The sequence below is a fragment of the Gemmiger sp. genome (assembly GCF_036306485.1).
In the GTDB taxonomy this organism is placed as follows: Bacteria; Bacillota; Clostridia; order Oscillospirales; family Ruminococcaceae; genus Gemmiger.
Map to the genome: position 1 here is coordinate 15,489 of NZ_JAXJZK010000034.1, position 13,889 is coordinate 29,377.

At 54.4% G+C, this 13,889-nt stretch carries 9 protein-coding genes and 1 pseudogene; 3 read left to right on the top strand and 7 right to left on the bottom strand.

Annotation, left to right across the window (positions count from 1 at the left end; translation table 11 throughout):
* Window positions 1-107: 107 nt before the first annotated feature.
* From ltrA to greA, 7 genes and pseudogenes are all read right to left on the bottom strand, one after another.
* The gene (gene ltrA / locus U0L91_RS06975) at window positions 108-1,910 is read right to left on the bottom strand and encodes a group II intron reverse transcriptase/maturase (RefSeq protein ID WP_022299210.1); all 1,803 of its coding nucleotides are present in this window, start codon (window positions 1,908-1,910) and stop codon (window positions 108-110) included.
* A 578-nt stretch (window positions 1,911-2,488) separates the two neighbouring features.
* Window positions 2,489-4,390: pseudogene (locus U0L91_RS06980) on the bottom strand (SpaA isopeptide-forming pilin-related protein); the annotation flags it as partial.
* A gap of 69 nt (window positions 4,391-4,459) precedes the next feature.
* Window positions 4,460-5,164, bottom strand: a complete 705-nt coding sequence (locus U0L91_RS06985) for a hypothetical protein (protein WP_330045544.1) — start codon at window positions 5,162-5,164, stop codon at window positions 4,460-4,462.
* Between the two features lie 248 nt (window positions 5,165-5,412).
* On the bottom strand, window positions 5,413-6,300 hold the full coding sequence (locus U0L91_RS06990; protein WP_330045625.1) for a ParB/RepB/Spo0J family partition protein: 888 nt from the start codon (window positions 6,298-6,300) through the stop codon (window positions 5,413-5,415).
* Between the two features lie 7 nt (window positions 6,301-6,307).
* Window positions 6,308-7,132, bottom strand: a complete 825-nt coding sequence (locus U0L91_RS06995; RefSeq protein ID WP_330045546.1) for a ParA family protein — start codon at window positions 7,130-7,132, stop codon at window positions 6,308-6,310.
* 721 nt (window positions 7,133-7,853) lie between these two features.
* Window positions 7,854-9,806: a lysine--tRNA ligase gene (lysS, locus tag U0L91_RS07000; RefSeq protein ID WP_330045548.1), complete on the bottom strand. Its 1,953-nt coding sequence runs from the start codon at window positions 9,804-9,806 to the stop codon at window positions 7,854-7,856.
* A gap of 41 nt (window positions 9,807-9,847) precedes the next feature.
* Window positions 9,848-10,339 (bottom strand): transcription elongation factor GreA, encoded by a 492-nt coding sequence (greA, locus tag U0L91_RS07005; RefSeq protein ID WP_330045550.1) that lies wholly within the window; start codon window positions 10,337-10,339, stop codon window positions 9,848-9,850.
* A 293-nt stretch (window positions 10,340-10,632) separates the two neighbouring features.
* Here greA and U0L91_RS07010 point away from each other — a divergent pair, with 293 nt between their 5' ends.
* The 3 genes from U0L91_RS07010 (at window position 10,633) to U0L91_RS07020 (ending at window position 13,835) form a co-directional block, all read left to right on the top strand.
* Window positions 10,633-10,968 carry a hypothetical protein gene (locus U0L91_RS07010; protein WP_330045552.1) on the top strand — a complete coding sequence of 112 codons (336 nt, stop codon included), beginning with the start codon at window positions 10,633-10,635 and terminating at the stop codon, window positions 10,966-10,968.
* Window positions 10,969-11,032: 64 nt separating this feature from the next.
* A complete protein-coding gene (locus tag U0L91_RS07015) occupies window positions 11,033-11,977 on the top strand; it encodes a class B sortase (RefSeq protein WP_330045554.1) in 945 nt (314 codons plus the stop codon).
* Between the two features lie 4 nt (window positions 11,978-11,981).
* The gene (locus U0L91_RS07020) at window positions 11,982-13,835 is read left to right on the top strand and encodes a hypothetical protein (protein WP_330045556.1); all 1,854 of its coding nucleotides are present in this window, start codon (window positions 11,982-11,984) and stop codon (window positions 13,833-13,835) included.
* The last annotated feature ends 54 nt before the right edge of the window (window positions 13,836-13,889 follow it).

Here is a 13,889-nt window from a genome sequence, read left to right on the forward strand (position 1 = left end):
AACCGGACGCCTTATCATATTTCTATGACAGGATTTCCGAGAACCTCCCTCAGAACCGTACGTACACCTTTCGATGTATACGGCTCCCCAGCCATTCCTAAAGCATTTTACAAAGTTCCATTATGAAGATTGACGTGGCAGTCATGGCATAAGACGAGCGTTTTGCGCTTCATATAGCTCATCAGCCATACCCAGTTAGGCATAGGCGTTCCACGTTTTCGGTATTTCTTCACAATGTCCTTAAGCTTCCTTACATGATGAATCTCCAAGGCACAATGTTCTGCTCCACATAATTCACATACATCACTGTTGAGCCTTTTCATTAACTGACCACCCTTTAATACCTGTCCGAATTGGTCGGAGATTTCTCCGGCAGGTCGGCTAACCTTTTTTAGACTGTCATTGAAGTAGGTCATCGTTTTAGGGCCTTCTTTCGTATTGTATCTGATACCAACAATACGCATGGTGCCAGTTCCATTTTTTCTGGGAACATCAATTCCATATTTCTGAATAACCTTTTTGACCGATGATTTTTCCTTTCGGGCGATTGTCTTAATCATGCTGAAATAGTGATAATACTGAAATGTGGATATTTTCGTGCTGACATCCGTTGCTAAGCAATAGTAATTGTAAAGCCCTCTGATTTCTGCGTTGTACTGACTGATAATTTCAATCACGGGCAGATTAACTCGTGCCCCCACCTGATAGGGTTTTCCCTTTTTAATGAACGGCTTGAGCTTTTCCCGAATAACATCTCCCGGCACAACTAACTGAATTGTACCGTTTACAGAGCGTTTCTTTCGACCGATTGAATCAACCACTTGCTTTGTGTTCTCTTGAGATTTTGTAATTTCGTATCCCAGAAAACGCACTCGTTTATCCGACAGATTGGTGATTTTCGTTTTTTCCCGGCTCAATTCAAGATGAAGTTCCTTTTGCATGAAACCTGCAATTCTTTCCTTGATTTCATTCGCTGTTGCCTTGCTGCCGATGATACAGACCACAAAATCGTCCGCATAGCGCACATATTTTACACGCTGATAGTTTTTATCCATAGGGTCTAAGGCAGGGATATTCTGCATTTGCCGCAGGTACTCATCCGCTTGTTCCTGATTGCCTTTCTTTTTTGCACGGTTTCGTTTGTATTGGAGAATCTGATATTCACGATATGGTCTCCGCTGTTTCCCTTTGGTGTATTCAGCAGATATTCCTTCCATGAACTTATCAAACTCGTGCAGATAAATGTTGGCCAAAATGGGGCTGATGATGCCGCCCTGCGGTGTTCCCGACAGCGAATTGTACTTCTGGTTGAATTCCAAATATCCGGCTTTCAGGAATTTCCGAATAAGCTCAAGAAATCTACCGTCATCAATCTTCTTTGAGAGTATCTTTAACAATATTTCATGGTCGATATGGTCGAAGCACCCGGTGATATCGCCTTCAATTACCCAGTTGGTTCCCCTACAGGTGCTTTTAATTTGATACAGTGCGGTGTGACAGCTTCTATTAGGCCGAAAACCGTGCGAATTATCGCTGAAAATTGGCTCGTAGATTGCCTCTAAAATCTGCCGTACTACTTCCTGTACCAGCTTGTCAGCAAAGGCAGGGATACCCAAAGGTCGCATTTTACCGTTCTTCTTGGGGATATATGTCCTTCGGACAGGTTTTGGTTGATAGCGTTCCCATTTGAGCAGTTCTATCAGTTGAGAAATTTGCTTCCTGCTAAAACCGTCAATGGTTGTCCCGTCTGTTCCGGGCGTCATATTGCCTTGCTTAGCATGGATTTTTTGATATGCCCGCAAAAAGAAGTCCTCATTGAAAAGATTTCTGTAGATACGGTCATACCGGTGTGATTCATCTTGTTTGGATTTTTGCTTTAGTATTGATAATACCGTTTCAGCTTTTTGCATTTCGCATACCTCCATTCGATTATCAATAGAATGACCTGCCGCCCTTCGCCATGTATGCGGCTTTCCCGCACTCGGACTACTATGGCGGCTCCGTTGCCATGCCGGATATTCAGTGTCATCTCCCTCGCTTTTCACACTTGGGATTTATCGCCATAGGGCATTACACATAGCATTTCTGCGTTCTGGTTTAGGCAATCTCCGTTTAGTCGTATTGATACATTGGGTGTGGTTTAGGTTTCCGTTCATTCCTTTTACATACTTCCTGTATGCCGGGACATTTTCAGAGAGTATCAGTGACGACAACGGTTTCACTGATAGAAATTGTCCATGTGCGCAATCAGTCTTCGCACATCTCCACACTTAGAGCAAAGAAACTGGATTTAAAGCAGTTTAGCCTTAACCATGCCACGCCTTTGGTCTCGCATATCCCGCTTATACACTGATTTCAAACGTATATGCTTTTCCGCCATGCTCTTGTCCCCTTTATCTTTCGATTCCGGGTTAGGCGGCTAACCAACTGGATTTCTCTCCAATCCAGTACCTCTTTAGGCATTATCAATACGCCCTTACGGACGCACGTTATCGGTGTGCTTGATGATGGCGATATTGCCCTTTGCAACCTGCTCGGTCACATCATTTGCCGTCTGATTATGCTCCACGGTATAAAGCTGCGGCTCTGCACCGACCTTATGAACGGTGGTGTCAAGCAGATAGCCCTCAGAGGGAGTTATTTCTCTCACCGTCCAGTCGTTATCGCAGATATATTCCTTGGTAACGAACTGCCCGTTTTTGTCGGTGGTGTAGGTATCCACAAGGGTTTCGCCCTTATAGATGCCGTAAACAGCACCGGCAAGAGAAGCATCACCCTGCGCCGTGCCGGTTTCAGCGTCGCTCTTGGTAACGGTCACGGAAAACTTCTTCAAAATATTGAGGAAGCTACGGTTCGTGACCTCGTTCCAGTTGATAGGCGCAGACTGCGCTTCGGGAACAACATAGCGAACAGCAGTGTCCACTTCCTCCACGATATAAGGTGTGGAACCGGAGATAAGGACATCTTCAAAGGTCGCCACGCCGTTTGCGTCCGTGACGGCATATTCATCCACGGCAACGCCGGAAAGAGAAGTACCGTACAGATGGAAGGTCACGCCCTCATTGAGATTGTCCTCTGAGGACTTGATGACCTGCAAATCTCCACGCTTGAGCTTGTTGTTGAAGTTTACGGTAGAAACCTGACCGGAAACCACTGTCACACGGCGGGACTCCTGCGGCTCATACTTGTCGTAATCCATCTCGGTCACGGTGTAAACGCCGGGCATCAGGTTGTCGATCTGAATTTCGCCCTTGGAGTTGGTCTTGACGGTCTGATTGATGCCGTTGCCGGTGACGGTAAAGTTGAGGTTATCCACCTTGCCGTCCTCCGAGGTCTTGACGATCTTGGCAGAGCCGTAGGACACCTTCAGATTGAGGAACGCCTGCACAGGGTCCATAACCGTGGCTGCGTAAGTGACCGCATCCTGCATGGTTCCGTCAGGCCCGTAGTGACCATCGCTCCATACGACAACGCCCTTGCGAATATTGTTCTTGCTGGCGGAGATGGCCACAGGTTCCGCAGGAGCAGTCTTTGCGGTAATGGTCAGCGTGTCACCATTGGTCGTAAAGACAATATCGGACAGGTTGCTGCTGAAGGTATAGTCCGATACCACATGATTGCTGTCGGTCAAGGCAGCTGTGTACTGACTACCGTCCCATTTCAGCTCGACCGTCTGCGCCTTGTTGGGAGTCTTGCTCATGAAGCTGGGAATGACCGTGTGGCTCTGTACGCTGGCTTCGATGCTGTCATAGTAAGCAGAGAAACGACTATACAGCGGGTGAGAAGTGCGGTACACGGATTTCACAGCATCAGCACTGCCGGGGTCAACATGGTTGAAGTTTGCGTCCCGCTCTCCGACGACCGTTTCCCATACCAGCACCTGCGTAGCCATCATGTGCGCCATTTTGTCGGCATCGGATTCATTCTGCGAGCGCCAATCGAGGGATAGATCGCCCTGATAGCCATACTGCATGATTCTACCCAGCAGTGTCTTGATGGTATCGGCATCAATCGTGCTGTTGTAATCAGATGGATAGTTCTTCCAATAATCCTCGCCGTATCTTGTATAGGTTTTCTCCAGCAGACGGGGAACACCCGGCTCGATGCAGTAGCAGGCAGGGCCATCGAAGGAACCGATGGTGTGCAGTGTGGTCATCCATGTTGCCTCACCGGAGGTCCAGCCGTTCATATAATGCAGCTCATCATGACCCCAGGTGCCGCTGTAATCAAGATTAGCATCCCCACTGCGGGGGAAGCCAATGGAATAGGATTTTGCCACTTCGCCGGAAGAAGAAGCGGCAAAGGCGGTGATACCCCCGCCGAGAATGGTTGTGAAGCAGATCATCAGCGCCATAAGCCCTGAAATGCTTCTGCGATAGAGTTTTTTCATTTGCGTACCTCCTTGTAGATACGAAAAAAGCACCGCATTGCTGCGATGCTGATTTCAAAGTGTTTTGTTTTATGCGTATCCGATGTAGATCAGATAGCTGCCAGCGGAGACGGGCTCATACCAGACCCACACATCGGTGATTTCCGCATCTGCCGCATAGCGATTGAGTCGAGATTGTATGTCCCGTTCCAGATAGATACATCCTGCATCCGCATCAATGGGGTTGTCCCAGCAGTACACAGCTTCGCTGTTCAGCGTAAGACCGACACTCTCGGCATAGCTCTTGGCAAAACTGATCCAGTAGCTGATGTCAAATGCCGGCTCTGTGGATTCCTGCTTGGGTGGCTCTGTGGGTTGTGGTTGATCTGCCGGCTTTGGTTCTTCCGTTGCCGGAGGTGTGGGCTGTTCCTTTTCGGACGGTGCAGAGGCTTCCGGCTGGCGCACGGACTCGTCAGGTGTCTTGGACGGTTCGCTTACCTGTGGTGGCGTTGCGCCGCTGTTAGGCTGTTCGGATGCCGGTTTTGTTTGAATACCACTTTCCGATACGCTTACCGTTGCTTCTGATGAATGGCTATCGTCTTTCGGCTCTGAACTTCGGGGCTGTTCAACCTCCGTTTTCTCTGTTGCCTGCGCCGTTTCCGCTTGGTCAGGGGCTTCGTTACTTCCCGAAGAAGAAACCGGGGCGGGCTGTTCTGCAATATGCGAGGCGTTGTTGCATCCCGTAGTCAGACACAAAAGGACAATGAGAAAAAGAACTGCGATTTTGGATTTCATACGCTTCACTCCCTTCGACCACATTCTACCCGATGAGAACTGCTCCGACAAAGGTGCGTTTTGAAGCGCAACTTTTCATCATACCGCCAAAACGCAGTTTTCCGAATTGTGCGAACTCCGTTTGCTCTTAGATAGATTTAGCTTAGAGAGATAGAGATAAATCAGGAGATAGTTTATTTCGGATAGTCTGGTAGTTCTCAGGGGTTGGAGTGTGAGGAAGGGGACGGCAGGAAACATACTCCGTGTGTCTATCGGCTGTCACGCTCTGCCCGCTGACGAAGAAAGCGGCTGTAATGCTCCAGTGCTTTGACCACATAATCCTCCGTTTGGCTTACGGGGATATTCTTCGGAATCAGACTTCGCACCTTGTCCCCACGCAGGACGATCTTCTCCCGCTGATTTGGTTTTTCCTCGCTCATAATGGCGGACACCACCTCCGGCGTGAGCTTGCCGTCCGTGAAGAACTGGCGCATCCGAATGGTCTGTGCGTGGGAAGGTGTGGCTTGGTTCAGGTCGATTTCATCAACCACCGCCCGTTGGCTGTCCTCGTCCAAATAGGAAAGCTCCACCGCAGGACGCATTTTGATTTTGCCCTCGTCCACAAGGTCAAGAAGCTCCGGCACAAGGTTTGTCAGGCGGATATACCGGCGAACTTGGTCTTGGCTTTCACCAACTTGCTCACCGAGTTCCTCACGAGCTGTTTTCGACTTCTGTGCCACTGGCACAGAAGTTAAATCTGTACGCTGTCCTTGTCGTTTCATCGCTTCCAGCCTCATCTTATAAGCAAAGGCTTTTTCGCTGGGCAGTATCTGCGACCGTTGGAAATTGCTTTCGACCATCAGGATGATGGCCTCATCACGGGTCATTTCCCGCACCTCTGCTTTTACGGTTTCAAACCCGGCAAGTTCGCAAGCCTTTTTGCGGCGATGACCCGATACGATTTCGTATCGTCCATCTTCTTTGGGTCGAAGGGTGACAGGAGTAATGATTCCACGCCCTTTGACACTCTCCACAAGCTGCATCATATCCTCGTCATCTCTAACCTTAAAAGGATGGTCGGGAAAATCGTCAATCAGCTCAAGAGGAATATCATAAATATGGGGGAGCTTGGTTTCCATTCGCTCCGTGTCATTCATGAATAACTCATCGTACCCGGTCAGACCCAGATCGATTTTTGGCACGTTCTTCAATCAAAGTCACCTCCTTCGTCAACGCCGCATACGCCGCTGCAACCCTGCCGCTTCTGTCATGAGAGAATATACTTTCACCATACAGACTGCACTCCGCCGCTCTTACCGAAAACGGAATCTCGGAATGGAACACCCGGATGTTTTCTCCGACTGTGGAACGGAGCGATGAAATGATCGTTTTTGCATTGTTGGTGCGATTATCTACCATCGTCAGCAAAATACCGTCAATCCTTAGTCTGGGATTGATCTGCCGTTTGATCTTCGATATCGAACGCAGAAGCAAGTTAAGTCCTTTGGTTGACAGGAAGTTCGGCTGAGATGGGATAATCACACTGTCTGCGGCAACGAGCGCATTGATCGTCATCATTCCCAGAGATGGCATACAGTCAATGAGGATGTAGTCGTAATTCTGTTTCATACCTTCGATGGCGTTTTTCAGAACATACTCACGGCTCATTACATTGAACAGTCCTGTTTCTATGCCGGAAAGTTCAATGTTTGAGGGGAGTAAATCCACACCCTCTTTGTGCTTGATAATCGCATTGCCCGAAAGCCGTTCATCTTCCATGAGCGACTGCATAAGGGACGAAAGCGACACATCAAGAGCGTCCGGATTTTTCACTCCGAGGCTCACCGTCAAGCTACCTTGTGGGTCAGCATCGACCAGCAAAACCTTTTTACCGGCAGCTGCAAGACCCACGCCGAGGTTGACTGTGGTTGTTGTCTTACCGACTCCGCCCTTCTGATTTGTGATGGCGATCACCTTACATTTTTCCATGGGGTTATCCTCCTTTCAAAGTATTGAATCATTGCTGATCCACGAAAGCCTCAAAGCATCCTTTGGGGCTTTCGTCGCTGCATTTCATTTTTCCTCGAACCCTAAATGCAGAAAAGGAAGTCATCAGATGCCCGATAGCGAATCGGGTCCATGGGAATCTCACCCCCGCCGGGTACTCCGCCGGTTCCGTAGAAAAGTATCATTATACCCTAAGCCTGTCGTGGCCGTATCCGTAGCTGCCAGATATTTCAGAATGGTTTCGGGGTCGCTCTCCACCTTGTGTCCCGCTGATACCGTTAGCGGCAGGTGGGTCTTGGCGTACCTTCATTTGGCTGTTGGCTCAAGGAATGTATCTGATGAATGTATATGAAATTTTCAAGGTTCCCGGAAGGCTTTTCGCCTTCTCACTTTCTCTTTGCCGAATTTTTTTGCGAGATTCCCACACTTTTTCAAAAAAATTTTTTGTGCCGATTCCAGAAAACGAAAAAGCGCCCACTACACCTGTTTAGTAGGCGTAGTGAGCGCAAAAAATAAGACCCGGTGATTTCTCACCGAGTCTCATATCTGAATATATAGTTTTCAAAAAAACAGCCCCGCAGAATCGCTTCTGCGAGGCTGAAATTCAATCGCACATTTTTCTCGGCATCCGTGGTGCACCCTTGGTGTAAATTGGTGTACGGATTGGTGTACGAGAGGCTTTTTTAGCCCGATCAGGGGGCAATCAATAGAGCTTTGCGCCTGCCGGAATGTGGGAATCCACCATCAGCAAATGGAGCTTTTCCTCGCCGTTTTCGTGATGCACGGCGGAGATGAGCATGCCGCAGGAGTCGATACCCATCATGGGGCGGGGCGGGAGGTTCGTAATGGCGATGCAGGTCTTTCCAACCAGCTCTTCCGGCTCATAATACTCGTGAATACCACTCAAAATGACCCGATCTGTGCCGGTTCCGTCATCCAAAACGAACTTTAAGAGCTTTTTGGACTTCTTCACGGCTTCGCATTCCTTGACCTTCACGGCACGGAAATCGCTCTTGGAGAAGGTGTCAAAATCCACCTGATCCTCAAACAGCGGCTCGATCTGAACATTGGAAAAATCGATTTTTTCCTCCACGACCGGAGCCGCTTCAACAGGCTTTTCTTCCTCCTTGGTCTCGGCCTTTTCGGTCTTATCCTTGTCAAGCGGCTTCATTGTGGGGAAGAGCAGCACATCGCGGATGGAGGCGGAGTCGGTGAGGAACATGACAAGGCGATCCACACCGAAGCCCAGGCCTCCCGTCGGGGGCAGGCCGTATTCAAGCGCCGTAATGTAGTCATAGTCCACCTGGGCACGGCTGTCCGGCTCGATCTGCTTGCGCTCGGCGACCTGGCGCTCAAAGCGCTCCTTCTGATCGATGGGATCGTTGAGCTCGCTGAAGGCGTTGCCGAACTCGGTGCCGTTGATGAAGTACTCGAACCGCTCGGTGATGGCCGGGTTGCTGGCCTTGCGCTTGGCCAGCGGGCTGTTCTCGACCGGATAGTCGTAGATGAAGGTGGGCTGGATCAGATTCTTCTCGACGAAGGCATCAAAGAACTCGGCCAGGATCGCACCCTTGCTGGGGATTTCGGGCAGTTCCACATGATGCTCCTTGGCGAGCGCGACGGCTTCCTCGTCGGACTGCACCTGATCGAAGTCCACGCCGGAGTATTTCTTGACGGCCTCGACCATGGTCAGCCGCTCCCAGTGGGACAGATCAATCTGCTGGCCCTGGTACGGGATGGTCAGGCTGCCGCAGACCTTCATGGCGACCGTCTTCATCATCTCTTCGACCAGATCCATCATGCCGTGGTAGTCGGTGTAGGCCTGGTAGAGCTCGATCGTGGTGAACTCGGGGTTGTGCTTGGGGTCCATGCCCTCGTTGCGGAAGATACGGCCCACCTCATAGACGCGGTCCATACCGCCCACGACAAGACGCTTGAGGTAGAGCTCGGTCTCGATGCGCAGGACCATGTCCATGTTCAGCGTATTGTGATGGGTGATGAAGGGACGCGCCGACGCACCGATCTCGAAGGGGGTCAGGATGGGGGTATCCACCTCGAGGAATCCCTTGCCGTCCAGGAAGGCGCGCAGCTCCTGCAGAATGCGGCTGCGCTTGACAAAGGTCTGCTTGACATCGGGGTTGACGATGAGGTCCACATAGCGCTGACGATAGCGGGCTTCGCGATCGGTCAGGCCATGGAATTTCTCGGGCAGCGGAAGCAGACTCTTGGAGAGCAGCGTCAGCTCATGGACGCGGACGGACAGTTCGCCCATCTTGGTCCGGAACACTTCGCCGGTGCAGGCAATCAGGTCGCCCACATCCATCTTTTTGAAGGCCGCATAGGCCTCATCGCCCAGCAGATCGCGCTTGACGAAGATCTGGATGTCACCCTTGGCGTCACGCAGATGGGCAAAGCTCGCCTTGCCCATGACCCGCTTGGACATCATGCGGCCGGCCAGGCTGACCATGCGGCCGGTGTCGGACTCGGCGGGCAGATCTTTGTATTCGGCCTGCAGATCCGCAGAGAAGGCGTCCTGCTTGCACTTGGTGATGGTGAAGGGGTCATGTCCGGCTGCCCGCAGGTCAGCCAGTTTCTGACGCCGGACCGCAGCTTCGGACGCGGCGTTCTGGGAGTTGGCTTGATTTTTCTGTTCCATTTTGCGCAGATTCCTTTCCCGAGATCCTAATTGGGGGGAGCTTACTTGGAGCTACGGCTCACCGCCAGGATCTTGTATTCCATAATGTTGCCGTTGGGCAGGGTGACGTCCACGGTCTCGCCGGCCTTGTGACCGACCAGCGCGGCGCCGACCGGGCTCTCGTCGCTGATGCAGCCATGGTCGATGTCCGCTTCGGTGGAGCTGGTGATGTCGTATTCCTCGGCATCCTCCTCGTCGTCGCCCTCGGCCAGGATGCGGACGTGCATACCGATGGAGACGGTATCCAGGCTCAGATCGCTGTCCTCCATGATGCGGGCCACCTTGAGGGTGGCTTCCAGGTCGGCGATGCGGGCCTCGACGACGGCCTGCTCTTCCTTGGCGGCATCATACTCGGCGTTTTCCGAAAGGTCGCCGTAACCGCGCGCCACCTTGATCTTGTCGGCGACTTCCTTACGCTTGACGGTGCGCAGATTGTTCAGCTCGTCCTCGAGCTTTTTATAGCCCTCACGGGTAACAACAACTTCTTTGGCCATTGTCGTGATCTCCTTACTATTAAAAAGTGGTGCGGCCCTATGGGGAGCCGCACTAACTCCAATATTGTAGCGATTTTTTATGACATTGTCAAGACATTTTTTGGTTTTGGCGGGGGTCTCGCGGCCCGCAGCGGAAATTGTTCCCAACTGGTCAGAATGTGCGTTCTTTACTTGACGCAAACGGCGTTCCGTGGTATGATAATAAAAATCCTGTCGGCAGATCGTTAGGTTGTCTGCCGTTTTTGCATGAAAACGGGATGTTGATTCTGCAAGAAAGGGAGGCGTTCCAACCCTTGAAACGCTTTTTGTGTGCGCTGGCCGTTGCCGCGCTGCTGCTGTTCTGTGTTTCCTGCGGGAATCGCGTTGTGGAGGCATCCACCCAGAGTGTGGCCACCGCCGCACCCACTGCTTCGTCTTCCCGCAATGTCCGCAGCGAGTCCGTCGCTGTGAGCGAGACGGTAGCAGATGCCGATCATGTGAGCGGGACCCAGACGCCGCAGACTTCCGACGCAGGGCAGGCGGAAGTGGATACCCCCTCGACGGGGGACATTCCGGTTGCCTACATCGCCGCCGTGCTGGGACTGATTCTGATCTGCTCCGCAGGGCTTGTGATGCTCAAACGTCTTTGATCGGAACTTTGATGGGGGAGCCCCGGCGGCTTCCCCGTTTTTTATTTTGTCCGGAGGATTCCTAATGGCAAAACGCTTTTTCCACCTGCGCGGCGACAGCCGGCTTTTTCCCTTTGCCGCCCGCACGGTGCTGCGCAGACGGCAGCGGCGCCGTGCGCGGGTGCTGCGGGTGCTGGGCGGGGCGGCGCTGGTTCTGGCAGCCGTCCTGCTGCTGCGGGAAAACCTGTTCCGCGGCGGGCAGCCCCCGGCCCCTGACCGGGTTGCTGCCGCATCGGCCGCGCCCGACGCAACGCCGGTGCCCGTCAACCCCCGCGCCGCCACCGCCGATGCGCTGGCCGGAACCGAGGAGGCCGACGCCGCCGCACACGCCTCCCCTGCCCCGCAGGCCACGGCCCGGCCGGACCGCTCGCAGGAGATTCTGCCCGCCTACCGGGAACTGTATGAGCAGAACCCCGACATGGTGGGCTGGCTGCGGGTGGACGGCACCAAGATCGACTATCCGGTGGTCCAGATTCCCGGCGACAACTCCTACTATCTGCGCCGCGGCTTTGACCGGCTGTATTCGGCGACCGGCACGCTGTTCCTGGACGGACGGTGCACGCTGGGTCCGATGGAGGAGGGCGGCACGGCCAACGCCCTGATCTACGGGCATAATATGCTGAGCGGGGCAATGTTCGGCGAGCTGAGCCGCTACACCGATGAGGCGTTTTTCCAGGAGCATCCGACCTTTACCTTTGACACCCTGACCGAGCCGGGCACCTGGAAGGTGGCGGCGGTCATCCGGACCGAACTGGGCGCCGACGAACTGCCCTATTACACCTTTTTTGATGCCGACGGCCGCGAGGACTGGCAGCAGCGGGTGGATGCGATCATGGACCTGGCGCTGTACGACACCGGCGTGGTGCCGGAGTACGGCGACCAGCTGCTGACCCTCTCGACCTGCGGCGAGGCCAACTCGACGACCAACAAGCGTCTGGCCGTGTTCGCGGTGAAATCTGACGGAGCGTGATGGTATGGTGATACTGGCACAGTGGACGGGAATGGCCTGTCTGGTGCTGTGGGGATTCTGGCTGTGCGGCAAACTGCGGCTTCCCGCCGGGTTTGCACCGGCGGCCGGGCTGGCTTTCGGAATGACGGCGCTCCAGCTGCTGGGCAGTCTGGATTTGCTGTGGCTCGGGGCACGGCTGCTGCTCGCAGGTGCCGTGCTGCTGATGGTCCATCGCCGGCGGCGTCTGGTCCGCGATCTGCTGCGGCCCGGCGTGCTGGCCTTTGCGGCGGGCATGGCCGTGCTGCAGATCGCCTTTGCCCTGCGCACCCCGGAATTCCAGACCTGGGATGAATTCAGTCACTGGGGCATCTATTTCAAAAGCGTTTTCTATGAACACCGGTTTGCGCTGTGGGACACCGCCCGCAGTCTGGCACACCAGTCCTACCCGCAGGGCGTTCCGGCCCTCTACGCCCTGTTTGCCCAGCTGGTCACGGAGTACCGTGAACCCGACGTGCTGTTTGTGACGGCACTGCCGCTGGCGGCTGCGGTCGGCGCGCTGTTTGAGCTCTTTGTGCCGCGCGGCCGCCGGGCCCGTCTGCTGCACACTATCTGCGGATGTCTGGCCGCCCCGGCGCTGTTCCGGGTCTTTGCACCGGATACCTCCTACACCACTGCCTACATGGATGCCCCGGTGGGGGCCATGCTGGCGGCCGGGCTGCTGCTCTGCCTGCTGCCCTGCGATGCCGGCAGCCGCATCCGGCGCGGGCTGGCCGTGGGGCTGTTCTGCGCCGCGGTGACTACCGTCAAGGAGATCGGTACGGTGTTTGCGCTCTGTCTGCTGGGGATCTGGTTCCTGCAGTGTCTGGCTGATGCCGTGCCGTCGGCAGACGGTCTGCGCCGGCAGCTTGTTCCGCTGAGCGCGGCGCTGCTGCCCGCCGCAGCGGTTCCGGTGGCCTGGAAGATTCTGCTCTTCACCCAGGACCGCGGCGTTGACCAGTTTACCTCGATGGGCCCGGGGTACTTCTTGCGCTGTATGCGGGACAACCGCAGCTATTTCCTGGACATCTGGGGCCGCTACTATGCCCGCATCCGCAGCTATCCCCTGCTGTTCGGATGCAGCACCTTCAAGATCGGCTGCCTGTGCATCGCCGCAGCCGTTCTGCTGGCCCTGGCTTTGATGCGTCTGGCCGGGCGCCGCCGCGGGCTGACGGCCGCCCTGCCGGCACTGTGCATGGCGGTCTACTGGCCGCTCTACCATGCGGTGCTGTTCTATGTGTATATCTGCGGCATGAGCGCCGAGGAAGCCAGCCGGATGGCCAGCTGGGACCGGTATTTCTGCTGCTTTTTCATCGGATGGTTTGCGGCGCTGGCCGGGGAACTGCTGCTGGCCGCCGGACTGCTGGCCGACACCGGCTTTGCACTGCGCCGGATTTCCTGGCTGCCCGCCTGTCTGCTGGCCGTTGCCGGGCTGGTTTCGCTGCGCGGCGGCCCGGTCGATGCGCTGACGCTGCCCGCCGCCTCCTGGCGTGCCGCCCAGCGGACCACGGCCCAATCCATTCTCGAAAAGACCGGCGACGGTCCCCTGTGGCTGCTGACGGCGGACCAGGAGATTGCCGTCCAGAACCGGTGGTATTACCAGTACGAGCTCTATCCGGCGTTGGTGGCGGTGGAAACCCCCGCGGTCCAGGCCGAGGCGGATCTGTTTTATAACGTCAGCGAACATCAGATCCGGTATCTTGTGCTGTTCGGTCTGGATGACCGGTTTGCCGACAATTATGCCGCCCTGGCCGATGACGGGCTGGCCGCGGCCCGGGGCAGCGAGCCCGCCGTCTACGCGGTGACCGGGGAGGGCGAAACGCTGCGTCTGGTTTTGCAATAACCCCTTGCAATTTGGCGACAAATCCGGTATGATGAAACACACGATACTGAAAAA

What these genes read in the sequence shown, in the direction of transcription:
- U0L91_RS07015 (WP_330045554.1), top strand. Translation starts at nt 11,033, where the DNA reads ATGGCAAAACGCTTTTTCCACCTGCGCGGCGACAGCCGGCTTTTTCCC.
- U0L91_RS06995 (WP_330045546.1), bottom strand. Translation starts at nt 7,132, where the DNA reads ATGGAAAAATGTAAGGTGATCGCCATCACAAATCAGAAGGGCGGAGTC.
- lysS (WP_330045548.1), bottom strand. Translation starts at nt 9,806, where the DNA reads ATGGAACAGAAAAATCAAGCCAACTCCCAGAACGCCGCGTCCGAAGCT.
- U0L91_RS06985 (WP_330045544.1), bottom strand. Translation starts at nt 5,164, where the DNA reads ATGAAATCCAAAATCGCAGTTCTTTTTCTCATTGTCCTTTTGTGTCTG.
- greA (WP_330045550.1), bottom strand. Translation starts at nt 10,339, where the DNA reads ATGGCCAAAGAAGTTGTTGTTACCCGTGAGGGCTATAAAAAGCTCGAG.
- U0L91_RS06990 (WP_330045625.1), bottom strand. Translation starts at nt 6,300, where the DNA reads ATGAATGACACGGAGCGAATGGAAACCAAGCTCCCCCATATTTATGAT.
- U0L91_RS07020 (WP_330045556.1), top strand. Translation starts at nt 11,982, where the DNA reads ATGGTGATACTGGCACAGTGGACGGGAATGGCCTGTCTGGTGCTGTGG.
- ltrA (WP_022299210.1), bottom strand. Translation starts at nt 1,910, where the DNA reads ATGCAAAAAGCTGAAACGGTATTATCAATACTAAAGCAAAAATCCAAA.